This is a genomic window from Candidatus Methylomirabilota bacterium (genome assembly GCA_035315345.1).
Classification (GTDB): domain Bacteria; phylum Methylomirabilota; class Methylomirabilia; order Rokubacteriales; family CSP1-6; genus CAMLFJ01.
This window is the reverse complement of sequence record DATFYA010000055.1, coordinates 1-14,200: the sequence shown is the minus strand read 5'-3', so window position 1 is coordinate 14,200 and position 14,200 is coordinate 1. Positions and strand designations below refer to the sequence as shown.

The 14,200-nt window shown below is 69.1% G+C and carries 11 protein-coding genes; 7 read left to right on the top strand and 4 right to left on the bottom strand.

The annotated features are described in order from the left end of the window. The first annotated feature begins 71 nt into the window (after window positions 1-71). Window positions 72-854 (top strand): enoyl-CoA hydratase/isomerase family protein, encoded by a 783-nt coding sequence (locus tag VKN16_06475; protein ID HME93844.1) that lies wholly within the window; start codon window positions 72-74, stop codon window positions 852-854. Here VKN16_06475 and VKN16_06470 read toward each other — a convergent pair. Beyond that, window positions 810-2,990, bottom strand: coding sequence for a response regulator (locus VKN16_06470; GenBank protein ID HME93843.1), 2,181 nt, complete (start codon window positions 2,988-2,990; stop codon window positions 810-812). The genes VKN16_06475 and VKN16_06470 overlap by 45 nt on opposite strands. A gap of 9 nt (window positions 2,991-2,999) precedes the next feature. Continuing rightward, window positions 3,000-7,298: a HAMP domain-containing protein gene (locus VKN16_06465; GenBank protein ID HME93842.1), complete on the bottom strand. Its 4,299-nt coding sequence runs from the start codon at window positions 7,296-7,298 to the stop codon at window positions 3,000-3,002. Window positions 7,299-7,533: 235 nt separating this feature from the next. On the opposite strand from VKN16_06465, the gene VKN16_06460 reads away from it, so the two are divergent. From VKN16_06460 to VKN16_06450, 3 genes are all read left to right on the top strand, one after another. Continuing rightward, on the top strand, window positions 7,534-8,673 hold the full coding sequence (locus VKN16_06460; GenBank protein HME93841.1) for an amidohydrolase family protein: 1,140 nt from the start codon (window positions 7,534-7,536) through the stop codon (window positions 8,671-8,673). 130 nt (window positions 8,674-8,803) lie between these two features. Then, window positions 8,804-9,331, top strand: a complete 528-nt coding sequence (locus VKN16_06455; protein ID HME93840.1) for a cyclic nucleotide-binding domain-containing protein — start codon at window positions 8,804-8,806, stop codon at window positions 9,329-9,331. A gap of 14 nt (window positions 9,332-9,345) precedes the next feature. Next, the gene (locus VKN16_06450; GenBank protein ID HME93839.1) at window positions 9,346-10,488 is read left to right on the top strand and encodes an amidohydrolase family protein; all 1,143 of its coding nucleotides are present in this window, start codon (window positions 9,346-9,348) and stop codon (window positions 10,486-10,488) included. 18 nt (window positions 10,489-10,506) lie between these two features. On the opposite strand, the gene VKN16_06445 is transcribed toward VKN16_06450, so the two are convergent. After that, entirely contained in the window at window positions 10,507-10,827 is a 321-nt protein-coding gene (locus VKN16_06445) for a GYD domain-containing protein (protein HME93838.1), read from the bottom strand. A gap of 37 nt (window positions 10,828-10,864) precedes the next feature. Further along, window positions 10,865-11,305, bottom strand: a complete 441-nt coding sequence (locus VKN16_06440) for a CBS domain-containing protein (protein ID HME93837.1) — start codon at window positions 11,303-11,305, stop codon at window positions 10,865-10,867. Between the two features lie 253 nt (window positions 11,306-11,558). Between VKN16_06440 and VKN16_06435 the strand changes: the two genes are divergently transcribed. From VKN16_06435 to VKN16_06425, 3 genes are all read left to right on the top strand, one after another. After that, window positions 11,559-12,086, top strand: a complete 528-nt coding sequence (locus tag VKN16_06435; protein ID HME93836.1) for a hypothetical protein — start codon at window positions 11,559-11,561, stop codon at window positions 12,084-12,086. Beyond that, complete coding sequence (locus tag VKN16_06430) at window positions 12,073-13,275, top strand: ABC transporter ATP-binding protein (protein HME93835.1); 1,203 nt, start codon at window positions 12,073-12,075, stop codon at window positions 13,273-13,275. Before VKN16_06435 ends, VKN16_06430 begins: the two co-directional genes overlap by 14 nt. 682 nt (window positions 13,276-13,957) lie before the next feature. After that, window positions 13,958-14,200, top strand: a 243-nt coding sequence (locus VKN16_06425; protein ID HME93834.1) for a hypothetical protein, incomplete at its 3' end; no start/stop codon positions are given.

The following is a 14,200-nucleotide window of genomic DNA, read 5'->3' as shown; positions in this document are numbered from 1 at the left end:
GCGGTCAAGCGGAAGCCGCCCTTGACACCGACGCATCCGGCGCACTAGAACCTCGCCAGAGAGGACACATCATGGACCTGACCACCGTGACCTACACGTCCGGCGACGGCATCGCCCGGATCGTCCTGAACCGGCCCGCGCAGCTGAACGCCATCTCACCCGCGCTGCTCGGAGACCTCGATCGCGTGTGCGCCACCATCGAGGATGACCCGGCGGTGCGCGCGGCCACGCTGACCGCGGCGGGGCGCGCCTTCTGCGCCGGCGCCGATCTCCGCGCGGTGCGCGAGACGGTCGGCGATCCTGAGCGCTGGAGCGCGTTCATGAGCCTCTGGCATCGCGTGTTCGACCGGATCGAGGCGCTGCCGGTGCCGCTGGTGGCGGGGGTGCACGGTCTGGCCCTGGCCGGAGGCCTCGAGCTGCTGCTCGTCGCCGACCTGGTCGTCATGGACGAGACGGCGCGGCTCGGCGACCAGCACGCCAACTTCGGCCTGATCGCGGGCGGCGGCGGGAGCCAGCGGCTGCCTCGGCTGATCGGCGCTCGGCGCGCCAAGGAGCTGATGCTGCTGGGCGGGTGGGTGGAGGCGCCGCAAGCCCTGGCCTGGGGGCTCGTCAACCGCGTGGCGACGGCCGGTCAGCTCGAGGAGGCCGTGCTGGCCCTCGCGCGCGAGCTGGCCGGCAAGAGCGTCGCAGCCAGCCGCGTCGCCAAGCGGCTCGTGGACCAGGGGCTCGACCTCACGCTCCCGGAAGGCCTCGCGCTGGAGCGGCGCCTGGCCGCCGAGCACATGCGCGGCGCCGACCCCGCCGAGGGACTACGCGCCTTCGCCGAGAAGCGGGCGCCCGTCTTTCACCGGTAGGTCGCCCGCGCCGGCGGTCTCGCTCCGCGGCGGCTCGCGCCGCCTCAGGAGCACCGAGGCGATCACGTCGGTGAGGTGAGCGGGGTCGACCGGCTTGACCACGTGGGCGTCGAAGCCGGCGGCGAGCGCCTTCTCGCGGTCACCGGGCTGGCCGTATCCGGTCAGGGCGACGAGGCCGACGGCCGCCCCTTCGGCGCGCAGCCGGCGCGCGACCTCGTAGCCGTCGAGCTCGGGCAGTCCCAGATCGATCACCACGACGTCGGGCCGGTTGCGGATCGCCTGCTCCAGACCGGTGACGCCGTTGGCCGCGGAGTCGACCTCGTGCCCGGCCAGGATGAGCAGCATCTGGAGCATCTGCCGGGCGTCGCCGTTGTCCTCCACCAGCAGGATGCGCCAGCGGGCGCTGTCGGCGGGCGCCGCGGCCGGGCCGGTCTCGGTCGGGCCGCCCGGCACGCTCAGGGGCAGCCGGATCGTGAACCGGCTGCCGCGTCCCTCCCCGTCACTGGTGGCGTCCACGGTCCCGCCGTGCAGCTCGACCAGCTGGCGCACGAGGGTGAGGCCGATGCCGAGACCGCCGCGTCCGCGATCGGACGACCGCTCCTCCTGGTAAAAGAGCTCGAACGCCCGCTGGAGCACCTCGGGGGACATGCCGAGGCCGGTATCGGTGACCTCGCACACCGCGCGGTCGTCGACGGCGCGCACCCGGACGGTGATGTGCCCGCCGGCCGGCGTGTACTTCAGCGCGTTGCCGATCAGGTTGGCGAGCACCTGGTCGATCCGCGCGGAGTCCGCGTGGATCCAGGCCTCCTGAGCGTCCACCGCGACGTGATGGCCCTGTGTGCGGCCGGCGATCTCGATCGTCCGGAGACAGCGGGTCACGCTCTCGGCCAGGTTGATCGGCGAGCGGGTGAGCCTGATCTTCCCGGTGGTGATCCGGGTCGTGTCCACCAGGTCCTCGACGAGCTGGGCCAGACCGTGGAGCTGTCGCTTGATGATCTCGCGCGCCCGGTCTCCCGCATCGCCGCCCACCATCTCCATGACCGCGACCGCCGAGGTGATCGCCCCCAGCGGGTTGCGCAGCTCGTGGGCGAGCATCGCGACGAACTGCTCCTTGCGGATGTCGCGCTCCTCGATCTCGCGGTAGAGGAGACAGTTGTCCAGCGCGATGGCCGCGCGGCCCGCCATCTCCTCGATCAGGGCGACCGAGGCGGCGTCGTAGACGCGACCGCCGGCCGGCGCATGCACGACCGCCAGCACGCCCAGCAGCGCGCCTCGCGCGAAGAGCGGGCACGCCACCCCGCGAACGGACTCCGCGCCGCCCGCGCGGTCGACGATCGGCTGGCGGCCGAGCGTGGCGGCGGCGGCGTCCATCGCCTGGAGCACGGCGGGTGATGGCGCGGCCGTGGCTTCGACCCCGGCCGGGGCGTCCCGCGTCGCGGGGGGCGACGCCTCGCCGGCCGCGTCGGCCCGGTGGCGGTGGCGCGCGTAGACGGTGTCGCTGCCGTGTCGCCGCAGGCGCAGCGTCGCGGAGTCGGCGAGGTCGGGCACGAGCAGATCCAGGACCGTCTTCGCGGTGGCCTCCAGATTGAGCGAGCGGGCGATGTGCTTGCCCGCGTCGGCCAGCAGGGCCGAGCGCCGCGCCGCCTCCTCGGCCGCGGCGCGACCGGCCTGCTCGCGGGCGAGGGTCACCCGCTCCTCGGCCTGCTGCCGCAGCTCGGCGGCCATGCGGAACAGCTCGACGAACACGCGCACCTTGGTGCGCAGCACGTCGGGCACCACCGGGGTCAGCACGTAGTCAACCGCGCCGAGCGAATAGCCGCGCAGGGCGTGGGTGTCGTCGCTGGCCGCGGTCATGAAGATGATCGGCACGCGGCGCAGGCGGGGGTGCTGCCGGATCAGCTCCGCGGTCTCGAAGCCGTCCATGTCCGGCATGTTGACGTCGAGCAGGATCACCGCGAACTCCCGCTCGAGCAGCTGGCGGAGGGCGTCGGCCCCCGAGTGCACGCACACCACGTTCTCGCGCAGCTCGGAGAGCAGGGCCTCCATGGCGAGGAGCTTGGCGGGCACGTCGTCGACGACCAGGATGTTGACGGGCAAGCTGGTCCCGGGGCCGGTCTTCACGGGCGACGGGCGCATGCGGGCGGCCTACCGCGCCAGCCAGTCCCGCATCTTGGCCACCAGCTCCTCGGAGTCGACCGGCTTGGCCAGGTAGTCCGACGCGCCGGCCTCGATGCACCGCTCGCGATCGCCCTTCATGGCCTTGGCGGTGACCGCGATGATCGGCAGGGTCCGGAACCGCGCGTCCTGCCGGATGGCCCGCATGGTCTCGAAGCCGTCCATCTCCGGCATCATCACGTCCATGAGCACGATCTCCACGTCCGAGTGCTTGTCGAGCAGATCGATCCCCCCGCGGCCGGTCTCGGCCGAGATGATGTCCATCTCGTAGCGCTCGAGGATGCTGGTGAGGGCGAAGATGTTGCGGATGTCGTCGTCCACGATCAGCACGCGCCGGTCCACGAGGGTCTGCGCTCCGTGGTGCAGACGGTCCAGCATATGGCGATGGCCGTCCGACAGCGTCCACGTCGGCCGGTGCAGGCGCAGCATGCACTGGTCGACGAGCCGCTCCTGGGAGCTGGTCGAGATCAGGATCACGTCGCTGCCGCGCGACTTCAGCTGCGCCTCGAGCCGGGCCGTCCAGTCCGACGGGCCGTAGGCGATGAGGGGGATCGCGCGCAGGGCGGCGCCGTCGCCGTTGCCGATCATCTCGAGCGCGTCCTCTTCCGCGCCCATCCCCAGCACCACCGCGTCGATCCGACGGCCGTCCAGCTGCCCCTTCAGGGCGGACAGGCTCGGCAGCGGCTCGACCCGCACGTCGTCCGAGGCGAGCAGCCGCGTCAGGGCCAGCCGCTCCGTCTCCTCGGGATGGACGACGACCAGCTCCCGCTGCGGCCGCGCCACGATGCTCATCAGATCGTCGAGCGTCTCGCGCAGGACGTCGCGCGTCTTCACCGGCTTGCCGAGCGCGGCGAAGGCGCCCAGGGCGCGCGCGCGTCGGAGGTCCTCACCGGTGGTGATGACGGTGACCGGCACGTGACGCGTCTCGAAGTCACCCTTCAAGCGCTCCAGCACTCGCCAGCCTTCCATGTCGGGCAGGGAGATGTCGAGGGTGATGGCGGAGGGCTGGTACTGACGCACGAGGGCCAGGGCGGTGGACCCGAACGAGGCGACGAGCACCTTGAACCCGGCCTCCCGCGCCACGTCGACCAGGAGACGCGCGAACGTGGTGTCGTTCTCCACGATCAGGAGCGAGCGGTCGCCGGGCTCGAGGGCGTGCCGGTCGTCGGCGATCTCCCCGACCGGGGCCCGGGTCGGCTCCTCCTCGTCCTCGGCGTCGACGGCGGGCGGAGCCATCGCGCCCGCGCTCGCGCCCGGGACCGCGCGCGCGGTGGCGGGCTGGGCGAAGGTCTGCGGCAGGTACAGGCTGAAGGTGCTGCCGCGCCCGACCGCGCTCACCAGCTGGATCTCGCCGCCGAGCAGCCGCGCGATCTCGCGGCTGATCGCCAGCCCCAGGCCGGTGCCGCCGTACTTGCGGCTCGTGCTGCCGTCGGCCTGCTGGAAGGCCTCGAAGATGATCTGCTGCTTCTCGAGTGGGATGCCGATCCCGGTGTCGGCGACCACGAAGCCCAGCACCGAGTCGGCCTTGCGCAGGCTCTGGTCGTCGCGGAAGGCGTCCGGTGCGATCGCCTTGATCTCGAGCGACACCTGGCCACGCCGCGTGAACTTGAAGGCGTTGGACAGGAGGTTCTTGATCACCTGCTGCAGCCGCTTGGCGTCGGTCACCATGGTCCGCGGCACGTCCGGGTCGAGATGGACCGAGAAGGCCACGCCCTTGGACTCGGCGACGTGGCGGAAGGTGCGCTCCACGTAGTTGTGCAGGTCGGTGAGGCGCAGCTCGCTCACGTCGACCGCCACCGTGCCGGACTCGATCTTCGACAGGTCCAGGATGTCGTTGATCAGCATCAGCAGATCGGTCCCGGAGGCGTGGATGGTCTTGGCGAACTCGGTCTGCTTGGGCGACAGGTTCCGGTCCGGGTTCCGGGAGAGCTGATCGGAGAGGATCAGAAGGCTGTTGAGCGGCGTCCGCAGCTCGTGCGACATGTTGGCGAGGAACTCGGACTTGTACTTCGAGGTCAGGGCCAGCTGCTCGGCCTTCTCTTCCAGCGCCTTCCGCGCCTGCTCCACCTCCCGGTTCTTCTGCTCGACCTCGACGTTCTGGTGGGCGAGGAGCCGCGCCTTGTCCTGCAGCTCGTGGTTGGTGTTCTGCAGCTCCTCCTGCCGGCTCTGCAGCTCGGCGGCCAGCGACTGGGACTGCCGGAGCAGGCCCTCGGTCCGCATGTTGGCCTCGATGGTGTTGATGACGATCCCGATGCTCTCGGTGAGCTGATCGAGCAGGGCCTGGTCGCTCGCGGTGAAGCGCTCGAAGGAGGCCAGCTCGAGCACCGCCTTGATCTGGCCCTCGAAGAGGATGGGCAGCACGATGATGTTCACCGGCACCGCGTGGCCGAGCCCCGACGAGATCCGGATGTAGTCGGGCGGCACGTTGTCGAGCAGGATCTTCTGCCGCTCCATCGCACACTGGCCGACCAGGCCTTCGCCCAGGCGGAATTCGCTGACCGCTTCCCCGAGCCGGCCGTGGGCGTAGCTGGCGAGCAGGCTCAGCCGGGCCGGCTCCTCGGCGGCGCGGAAGATGTAGAACACGCCGTGCTGCGCCTTCACCACCGGAGCCAGCTCCGAGAGGATGAGGCCGGCCACCGTCAACAGGTCCTTCTGGCCCTGGAGCATGCGGCTGAACTTGGCGAGGTTCGTCTTCAGCCAGTCCTGCTCGCTGTTCTTGAGCGTGGTGTCCTTGAGGTTGCGGATCATCTCGTTGATGTTGTCCTTGAGCGCCGCGACCTCGCCCTGCGCTTCCACCTTGATCGACTGGGTCAGATCGCCCTTGGTCACCGCGGTCGCCACCTCGGCGATGGCCCGCACCTGGGTGGTGAGGTTCTCGGCGAGCTGGTTCACGTTGTCGGTGAGCGCCCGCCACGTTCCCGCCGCCCCCGGCACGCGGGCCTGGCCGCCGAGCTTGCCGTCCACGCCCACCTCGCGGGCCACCGTGGTGACCTGGTCCGCGAAGGTGGCCAGCGTGTCGATCATGCTGTTGATGGTGCTCGACAGCTCCGCGATCTCGCCCTTGGCCTCCACGGTCAGCTTCTGCCGGAGGTCGCCGTTGGCCACCGCGGTGACCACCCGGGCGATGCCGCGCACCTGGCTCGTCAGGTTGGCGGCCATGAAGTTCACGTTCTCGGTGAGGCCGCGCCACGTGCCCGACACGTCCTGCACCTGCGCCTGGCCGCCCAGCTTGCCCTCGGTGCCGACCTCGCGGGCGACGCGGGTGACCTCGGCCGCGAAGGAGCTGAGCTGGTCCACCATGGTGTTGACCGTGTTCTTCAGCTCCAGGATCTCGCCCTTGACCTCGACCGTGATCTTCTTGGACAGGTCGCCGGCGGCGACGGCCTTGGTGACGTCGGCGATGTTGCGGACCTGGCTGGTGAGGTTGCTGGCCATGAAGTTGACGTTGTCGGTGAGGTCCTTCCAGGTGCCCGAGACCCCTTCGACGCGCGCCTGACCGCCCAGGCGCCCTTCGGTGCCGACCTCGCGGGCGACGCGGGTCACCTCCGAGCCGAAGGACCGCAGCTGATCCACCATCGTGTTGATCGTGTTCTTCAGCTCGAAGAACTCGCCCTTGACGTCCACCGTGATCTTCTTGGAGAGGTCGCCGTTGGCGACCGCCGTGGTCACCTCGGCGATGTTCCGCACCTGGCCGGTCAGGTTGCCGGCCATCGAGTTGACGCTGTCGGTGAGGTCCTTCCAGGTGCCGGCCACGCCGCGCACGTTGGCCCGTCCGCCGAGCTTGCCCTCGGTGCCGACCTCACGCACGACGCGGGTGACCTCGGACGCGAACGAGCCCAGCTGGGCCACCATGCTGTTCACGGTGGTGGCGGTGCGCTTGAACTCACCCTCGAGCCGCACGCCGTCCCGCTCGAGCCGCATCGACTGCGACAGGTCGCCCTTGGCCACCGCGCCGATGACCCGCGCCATCTCGTGCGTGGGCGACACCAGATCGTCGATCAGCGAGTTCACCGCCACGCCGCACTCGAGCCAGCCGCCGCTCATCCCGGTCAGCGTGGCCCGCTGGCTGATCCGCCCCTGCTTGCCGACCGCGCGGTTCAGCCGCGCCAGCTCCGAGGCCAGGTGCTCGGTCAGCGCGACGATTTCGTTGAAGGTGTCCGCGATGCGGCCGCCCACGCCCGTCCAGTCCACCGGCAGGCGCGCCGAGAAGTCGCCCCGTCTGAGCGCCTGCAGGGCGGTGAGCAGCTGGGGGCTGTCGATCTCGGCCATGCCTGTCCTCCGGTGGAGGGTCTGGGGTCCCGCGGAAAATCGGGCGGGCCTACCCGGCAGCACGACCTGTGCCAACGGAATCGGCGTGGGGTGACGCTCATATCCGGCTCGCCGACGCTCTCGCGTAGCGTCATCCAGTCGAAAGTACCGGGTAGCTTTTACTCGAGAACCGACGCTTGACGCATCGACGCTGGCGGATCTAGGCTCGCCGTGCCGCGAACCCAGGAGGGATCCGATGAGCGACAGCCCCGGCCGCGTGGTGGATGCCGACGGACACGTACTCGAACCGGCGGACCTGTGGGTGAAGTATCTGGAGCCCGTCTACCGCGACCGAGCCATTCGCATCGCGCGCGACCAGGAAGGCTACGAGGTCCTCCTCATCGATGGCCGGCCGCTGAAGACGCTGCGCGGCCAGCTCGGCGCCCTGGGCGGCATCGACATGGACACGCGCGAGCTGCTGACACGGGGGCACGTGACCTACGCCGAGGGCTGCCCGCCCGGCGGCTACGATCCGCTCGCGCGGCTGCAGGTGATGGACGGGGAGGGAATCGACGCGGTCCTGCTCTACCCGACCATCGGCATCTGCTGGGAAGGTCACGTGGCCGACGGCGGGCTCGCCACCGCCTACAGCCGCGCATACAACCGCTGGCTGGTCGAGTTCTGTCGCACCTCGCCGAGCCGCCTCTACCCCATCGCCCACATCTCGCTGCTCGATCCGGCCGGGGCGGTCGAGGAGACCGTGCGCGCCCGTCGCGACGGCTGCGTCGGGATCTACCTGTCGCCGGACCTCGCCGCGCGGGGCGGCCGTCACTTCGACGACCCGGTATTCGCGCCCTTCTGGGAGACCGCCCAGGACCTCGAGATGCCGATCGCCTTCCACGTGGTGGTGCGCGACCGGCAGTGGTTCCGGCAGTGGCTGCGGAAGGATCCGTCGGACGGCCTTTTCGGCTTCGCGTTCCTGGCCATCGACGTCATGGCCGCGTTCACCCAGATGCTGTGCGCCGGCATGTTCGAGCGGTACCCGCGTCTGCGCTGCGCGGTTCTCGAGGCCGGCTCGAACTGGATCGCGGCCTGGCTCGACCGGCTGGATCACAAGTACCGGGTGATGGCCCACCAGACCCCGATCCGCATGGAGCCCAGCGCCTACTTCTATCGCCAGTGCCTCATCTCGGCCGATCCCGACGAGTCGGTCACCGCCGAGATGATCCAGCACCTCGGCGCCGACTACTTCATCTGGGCGTCCGATTACCCGCACATCGACGCCTCGTTCGGCGTGGTGCGCGAGCTGCGGGCGCACCTGGCCGCCCTCCCCGAGGACGCCCGCCGCAAGGTGCTCGGCGACAACGCGGCGCGGTTCTACCGGCTCGCCGCCTGATCCCGCCGGCGCGCGCGCCGCGTCGCACCGCTCGGGATTGACCGGTCCAGTGTCCTGAGACTAAGCTGCCTCACCTGTCCGATCGGTCTCGGCTCCGGCACGCGCGCAGGCGAGCCAGAAGAGGGTCTCGATGGAACTCATCAGCCGGATGATGGACGGCTCGATTCCCTACGACACCGAGGGCCGTCTGGGACCGGTGTCCTCCGGGCCGGGAGCGAAGCAGGAGGATCGGATCGAGCGGCTCAAGGAGGTGCCCCTCTTCGAGGGCTGCAGCCGGCGCCAGCTCCGGAGCGTCGCACGCATCGCACGCGTCTTCGACGTGCCCGCCGAGAGCCTCCTGACCCGCGCCGGCGAGGCCGGCGACGAGTTCTTCCTGATCCTGGACGGCACCGCCCGCGTCGAGGTATCGCCCGAGAAGCGGGTGACCTTGCACCCCGGCGCGTTCTTCGGCGAGATGAGCCTGCTCGATGGGGGCCCGCGGTCGGCCACCGTGGTGGCCGATACCCCGGTGCGCCTGCTCGTGATCGGCCGCAAGCACTTCGCCGATCTGCTCGATCAGGTGCCGGGTCTGACCCTGACCCTGCTGACGACGCTGTCGCGACGGGTTCGACAGGCCGAGGCCCAGGCCGAGCGCGCCCGGGCCGCCGCGGGATTGTGACCGGAGGAGTCTGCTTGGACTACACGCGGATCTCGGCCGATTGCCACATCGACATGCCCTGGATGCCGCCGGACCTCTTCACCGGCAACGCCTCCGCCGCGCTCCGCGACCGCATGCCGTACGTCACGGACGGGCCGGACGGCCCGTGCTGGCGTGCCCGGAACGGCGCCTCGTTCGGGCTGGTCGGCGGCGTCGGGCCGTCGGGGCAGAAGTACGTCCCGGGCCTGCACTACCGCGCCGACGTGATGGCGGCTACCGGTCTTTACGATGACGGCCGGAGAGGGGTACGTCGGCCCACCGATCCGACGCTGCGGATGCTGGACATGGAGCGCGACGGCGTGCAGGCCGAGATCATCTTCGGCATCCTGGGCGCGGCCACGCGGCTGGGCGATCACGAGGCCGCCGCCGAGATGTTCCGCATCTACAACGACTGGCTGGTGGATTTCTGCCGCCACTATCCCGAGCGCCACATCGGGCTGGCCTGTCTGCCCTACGGCGACATCGGGGCGGCGGTGCGCGAGATCCACCGGGTGGCCAAGATGGGGCTGCGCGGTCTCGAGCTGTCGTGCTCGTGGGACATGGAGCCGATGTGGCATCCCTCGTGGGAGCCGCTATGGCAGGCGGTGGACGAGGTCGGCCTGCCCCTGCACTTCCACACGTTCCCGACCATGCCGCCCAGCGTGCGGGAGCGGGCCACCGGGCTGACCCGGCGCGCCGCGATGTTCACCAGCGTCTCCGGGTTCCAGATGAACCTCATCAACATCCTGGCCGCCGTGATCGGCAGCGCCGTCCTCGAGCGCTATCCGAAGCTCCGCATCTCCTTCGGGGAGAGCGGGATCGGCTGGCTGCCCTACGCGCTCGACCGGATGGACTTCGAATGGGAGGACCGCTTCCGCGATCTGGGCCTCACGATGAAGCCCAGCGACTACTGGCGGCGGCAGTGCAAGGCCACCTTCCAGTTCGATCGAATCGGCACCCAGATGATCCACGAGATCGGCGAGGACACCCTCATGTGGGGCTCCGATTATCCCCACGGCGACGGGGTCTGGCCGGAATCCTCCAAGTACATCGAGGAGCAATTCGGGCACCTGCCGGCCGCGACCGTGCGCAAGATCGTCTGCGAGAACGCGGGGAAGTTTTACGGCCTGATCACGTAGGCGGAAGCGAGTCGGCTCCTAGCGGCCCGGCCCGGTATACGTCAGCGGCTTCTTCGCCGCCTGGTCCACCTCCTCGGGCGTCATGAGGACGATGGTCTTGCAGTGCGCGCCGCCGGAGGCGGCCACCGCCAGGGAGAGGGCCGAGGCGCTCGCGTGGTCGGGCACGTCGGCGATCACGAAGGCGTCGGCGTCGCCGAACGCGAAGTAGAAGGACTCGATCTTGCCGCCGATGCTCTTGGCCGCTTGTTCCGCCGCGGCCCGGCGCTTCACGCCGCCGCCTTCGAGAAGGCTCTTGGCGCCCTGCGCGGTGTACGAGACCTGGAAGAGATACTTGCTCATCGCCGCCTCCATGAAGTCGAAAGAGATGACGTGCGGGTCAGTGGCTCACCATCAGCGTCTCGCGCAGGATGTTCGCTTCCAGCTCGAGCTCGTCGAGGCGGTGCTTGACCAGGTCGCCGATGCTGACGAGTCCGCAGAGCCGGCGGGCTGAGTCGAGCACGGGAAGATGCCGCACGCGGTGGCGGGTCATGCGCGCCATGACCGCGGTCACCCGATCTTCCGGCGCGCACGTGAGCACCGGGCTCGTCATGACCCGCGACACCGGCAGCGCGAGCACGTGCTCGCCGTGCTCGATCAGCCCGTGGACGATGTCGCGCTCCGAGACGATCCCGAGGATGCGGGCGCGGTCCTCGCTCGTGACCACGAGTGCCCCGATGCCCCGGCTCTTCAGGACCCAGGCGACGGAGTAGAGCGTCGTCTCGGGCGTGGTCGACTCGACGTGCGTGCCCTTGGCTCTCAGGATGGCGGCGACGGTCATCGCTGGCCTCCCTTCCTCTCTGACGCGTAGGGTCGTCTAGACGGTAGACCCGTGGCCCGGGACGGTCAAGCTCGAGTCGAACGGCATTGACACGGTTTCGCCGGTTTCACATACTGCCTGCACTCTACGCAGGTGATCGTCCGGCGCTCGGGGGCAACGATGCCCTGGTTCGGACTCGCGCGACGTGATGTCTTGCCCGCCCCGGCCATGGCAATGGCCGCCCCCGCCGTCTGCTTCCACGGAGGTCACTCTCATGCCGAGTCGGATCGTCGGTGATCTGCGCCGCGCGGTGGATGCCACCTGGGCCAGGCTGAACGCCCAGCTCCAGGGCATGGAGTCTCACCTGGAGCGCTCGGATGCACCGGGGGAGTGGACCACGCGGCAGGTGCTCAGTCATCTGCTCTCGCCGCCGGGATGGAGACCGCTCCCCGTCCTGTTCGCCTTCACGACCGACGATCCGCCGGTGATCGAGATCCAGCCGGGCCGGACCTACGTCACGCCCGAGCGCCAGATGATGCGGCTCCACCAGTTCGTGAAGGCGCTCGACCGCCATCGGCTCGAGGTCTTCGAGTACCTCGAGACCTTGAGCGACGAGGACCTCCTCGCCCGGCGCGCGCGCATTGCCTTGTTCAAGCCCCTCGTCGGCACGGACGAGGTGACGATTCCGGTATGGGTCCGGACCCTCTTCGGCGTCCACTGGGACGATCACGCGGGGCAGCTGGCCAAGATCCGGAAGGCGGTCGGCCTGCCCGACGCCACGGGACCTCATGGCGCGGATTGACCTGATCAACGTCTGCAAGACGCTGGAGCAGCGGGAGCAAGTCCGCTCGGGCTCGCAAGGCTCGTCGATGGCGGGTCTGGCGTCGGCGGCGCGCCTGAGTGGCCGCACGGCCGCGTTCTCCATCCAGAATCTGAACCTGACGGTTCACGACGGCGAAACGCTGGTGGTCCTGGGCCCGAGCGGATGCGGCAAGACCACGCTCCTCCGGCTCATCGCGGGCTTGATTCCCACGGACTCCGGGGCGGTGCGCTACGACGGCATCGACGTGACCGACCTGCCGCCTGGAGACCGGCGCATCGGCATGGTCTTCCAGAACTACGCGCTGTATCCACATCTTGTGTCGAGAACGAATGTCCTCTCGTATTTTCTCTTCAAGAAGAAGACTCCGGAGATGACCGAGATGGCCCGGGCCAAGTATCAGCGGACCAGCGAGCTCATGGGGGTCGACCTGGCCCATCTCCTGGATCGCAAGCCGGGCACCCTCTCCGGGGGCGAGAAGCAGCGGGTGGCGCTCGGGCGCTGCATCACCCGGGACCCGGCGGTGTTCCTGCTCGACGAGCCCTTCTCCAATCTCGATCAGGCCCTCCGGGAGAAGTACCGGGTGAGCTTGAAGATGCTGCTCCGGCAGTTCGACGTCTCCACCGTGTACGTGACCCACGACCACGTCGAGGCCCTGATCCTGGCCGACCGGCTGGCCATCATGAACCACGGCGCGATCGAGCAGATCGGCACTTACGACGAGATCTATCGGGAGCCCCGGAACGCCTTCGTCGCAGGGTTCCTGAACCGGCACGTCGGGACGCCGCCGATCAGCTTCATCGAGGCCAGACACATGCCTCCGCGGTACCGGCTGGCCGACGTCCAGGTGGGGGTGCGTCCCGAGGATGTGACCGTGTCGAATCCGGACGGGGGCGACGGGATCACAGGGACCATCACCGATCGCTTGAGCCTGCCCATGCTCAACGCCGCAATCCTCAGCATCCGGGTGGCCGAGTACGAGATCTACGCCCTGACGGCTGCCGACACGGACTTGGCCGCGGGCCGGCCCGTCCGGGTGGGCTTCAAGCGCTTTCACGTGTTCGACCGAGCTGGCACGCGGCTCGGGACCTACCCCGATACGGTCGGCTGCTGGACCCCTCAGCAGCACCGTGACGAGGCCCAAGAGCAGAACCCCTCGCCCTGGGGCTGATCGGTCACCTCCGTCCGCCAAAGGGAGGGTCAATCTTGGGCAGAGACCTGCCCAATAGTGCACTTACCCATTGACAACACCGCTGGCAATCCGTAGTGTTGCGTTGCGTTGGAGTTACGTTTCACGTCATCGAGCTTGTCCGAGGTAGAGGCATGTGATGCCTCCTAGTGCCGGGCCCGGAATTCGCTCTCCTGGCGGTTTCCGTTCGCGCCTGGGAAATCTCGCGAGCTCGAGCCGTGACGGGAGCCGGCAGGTAACTCACCCGTGAGTGGGCGAGCGCCGCGCGGGAATGTTGCGCGCTCGTTCGACTATTCACCCGAGCTGTTCATCGTCCGACCTGTTCAGCGCTCTGGGCTGTCTTCCCCGCGCGCGACCGTAGATCGCGCCAGTACAGACGTCGAGATGAGTAACATCGGAACTATCCCGCTCAATATGCGTTCCGGATAGAGAAGCTCAATATGAACTCACGGAGCTTGCGCGACGCGCGTGACCGGCATAGCTGTCAAGCTCGCGTAGGGCCGAGCCCCTGAGAGGGAGGTGAACGTCCTTCGCTCACGGATGGCGTCATTGCGGTCGGCGACTCTTGCGGGAGTGTCGCCGTCGCCGTACGGACGGAATGTCAAGTTAAACAGGATGAGCCCGCAACCGATATGCAGCCCAAGGAAAGATTGAGGTAGCCTTGATGCGAACGAAAGAAGCATGCGCGCCACGCCTTATCTTTATCATTGCCGTCATCGTCTCGGCCGCGATCGCCGTATGGCTGCCGGCGGTGCCCGCCCATGCCGTGACTGGCTCGGTCCAGGTCTTCCGGCCGCCAAACTCGACTACTGCCGTTGCCACCTGTAACTTCGGCTCGGCCACCGCCACCGCGTTCACCCTGCCGAGCTGCGGCGGCGTCTCGATCACGCAGCGACCCGGCGGCACG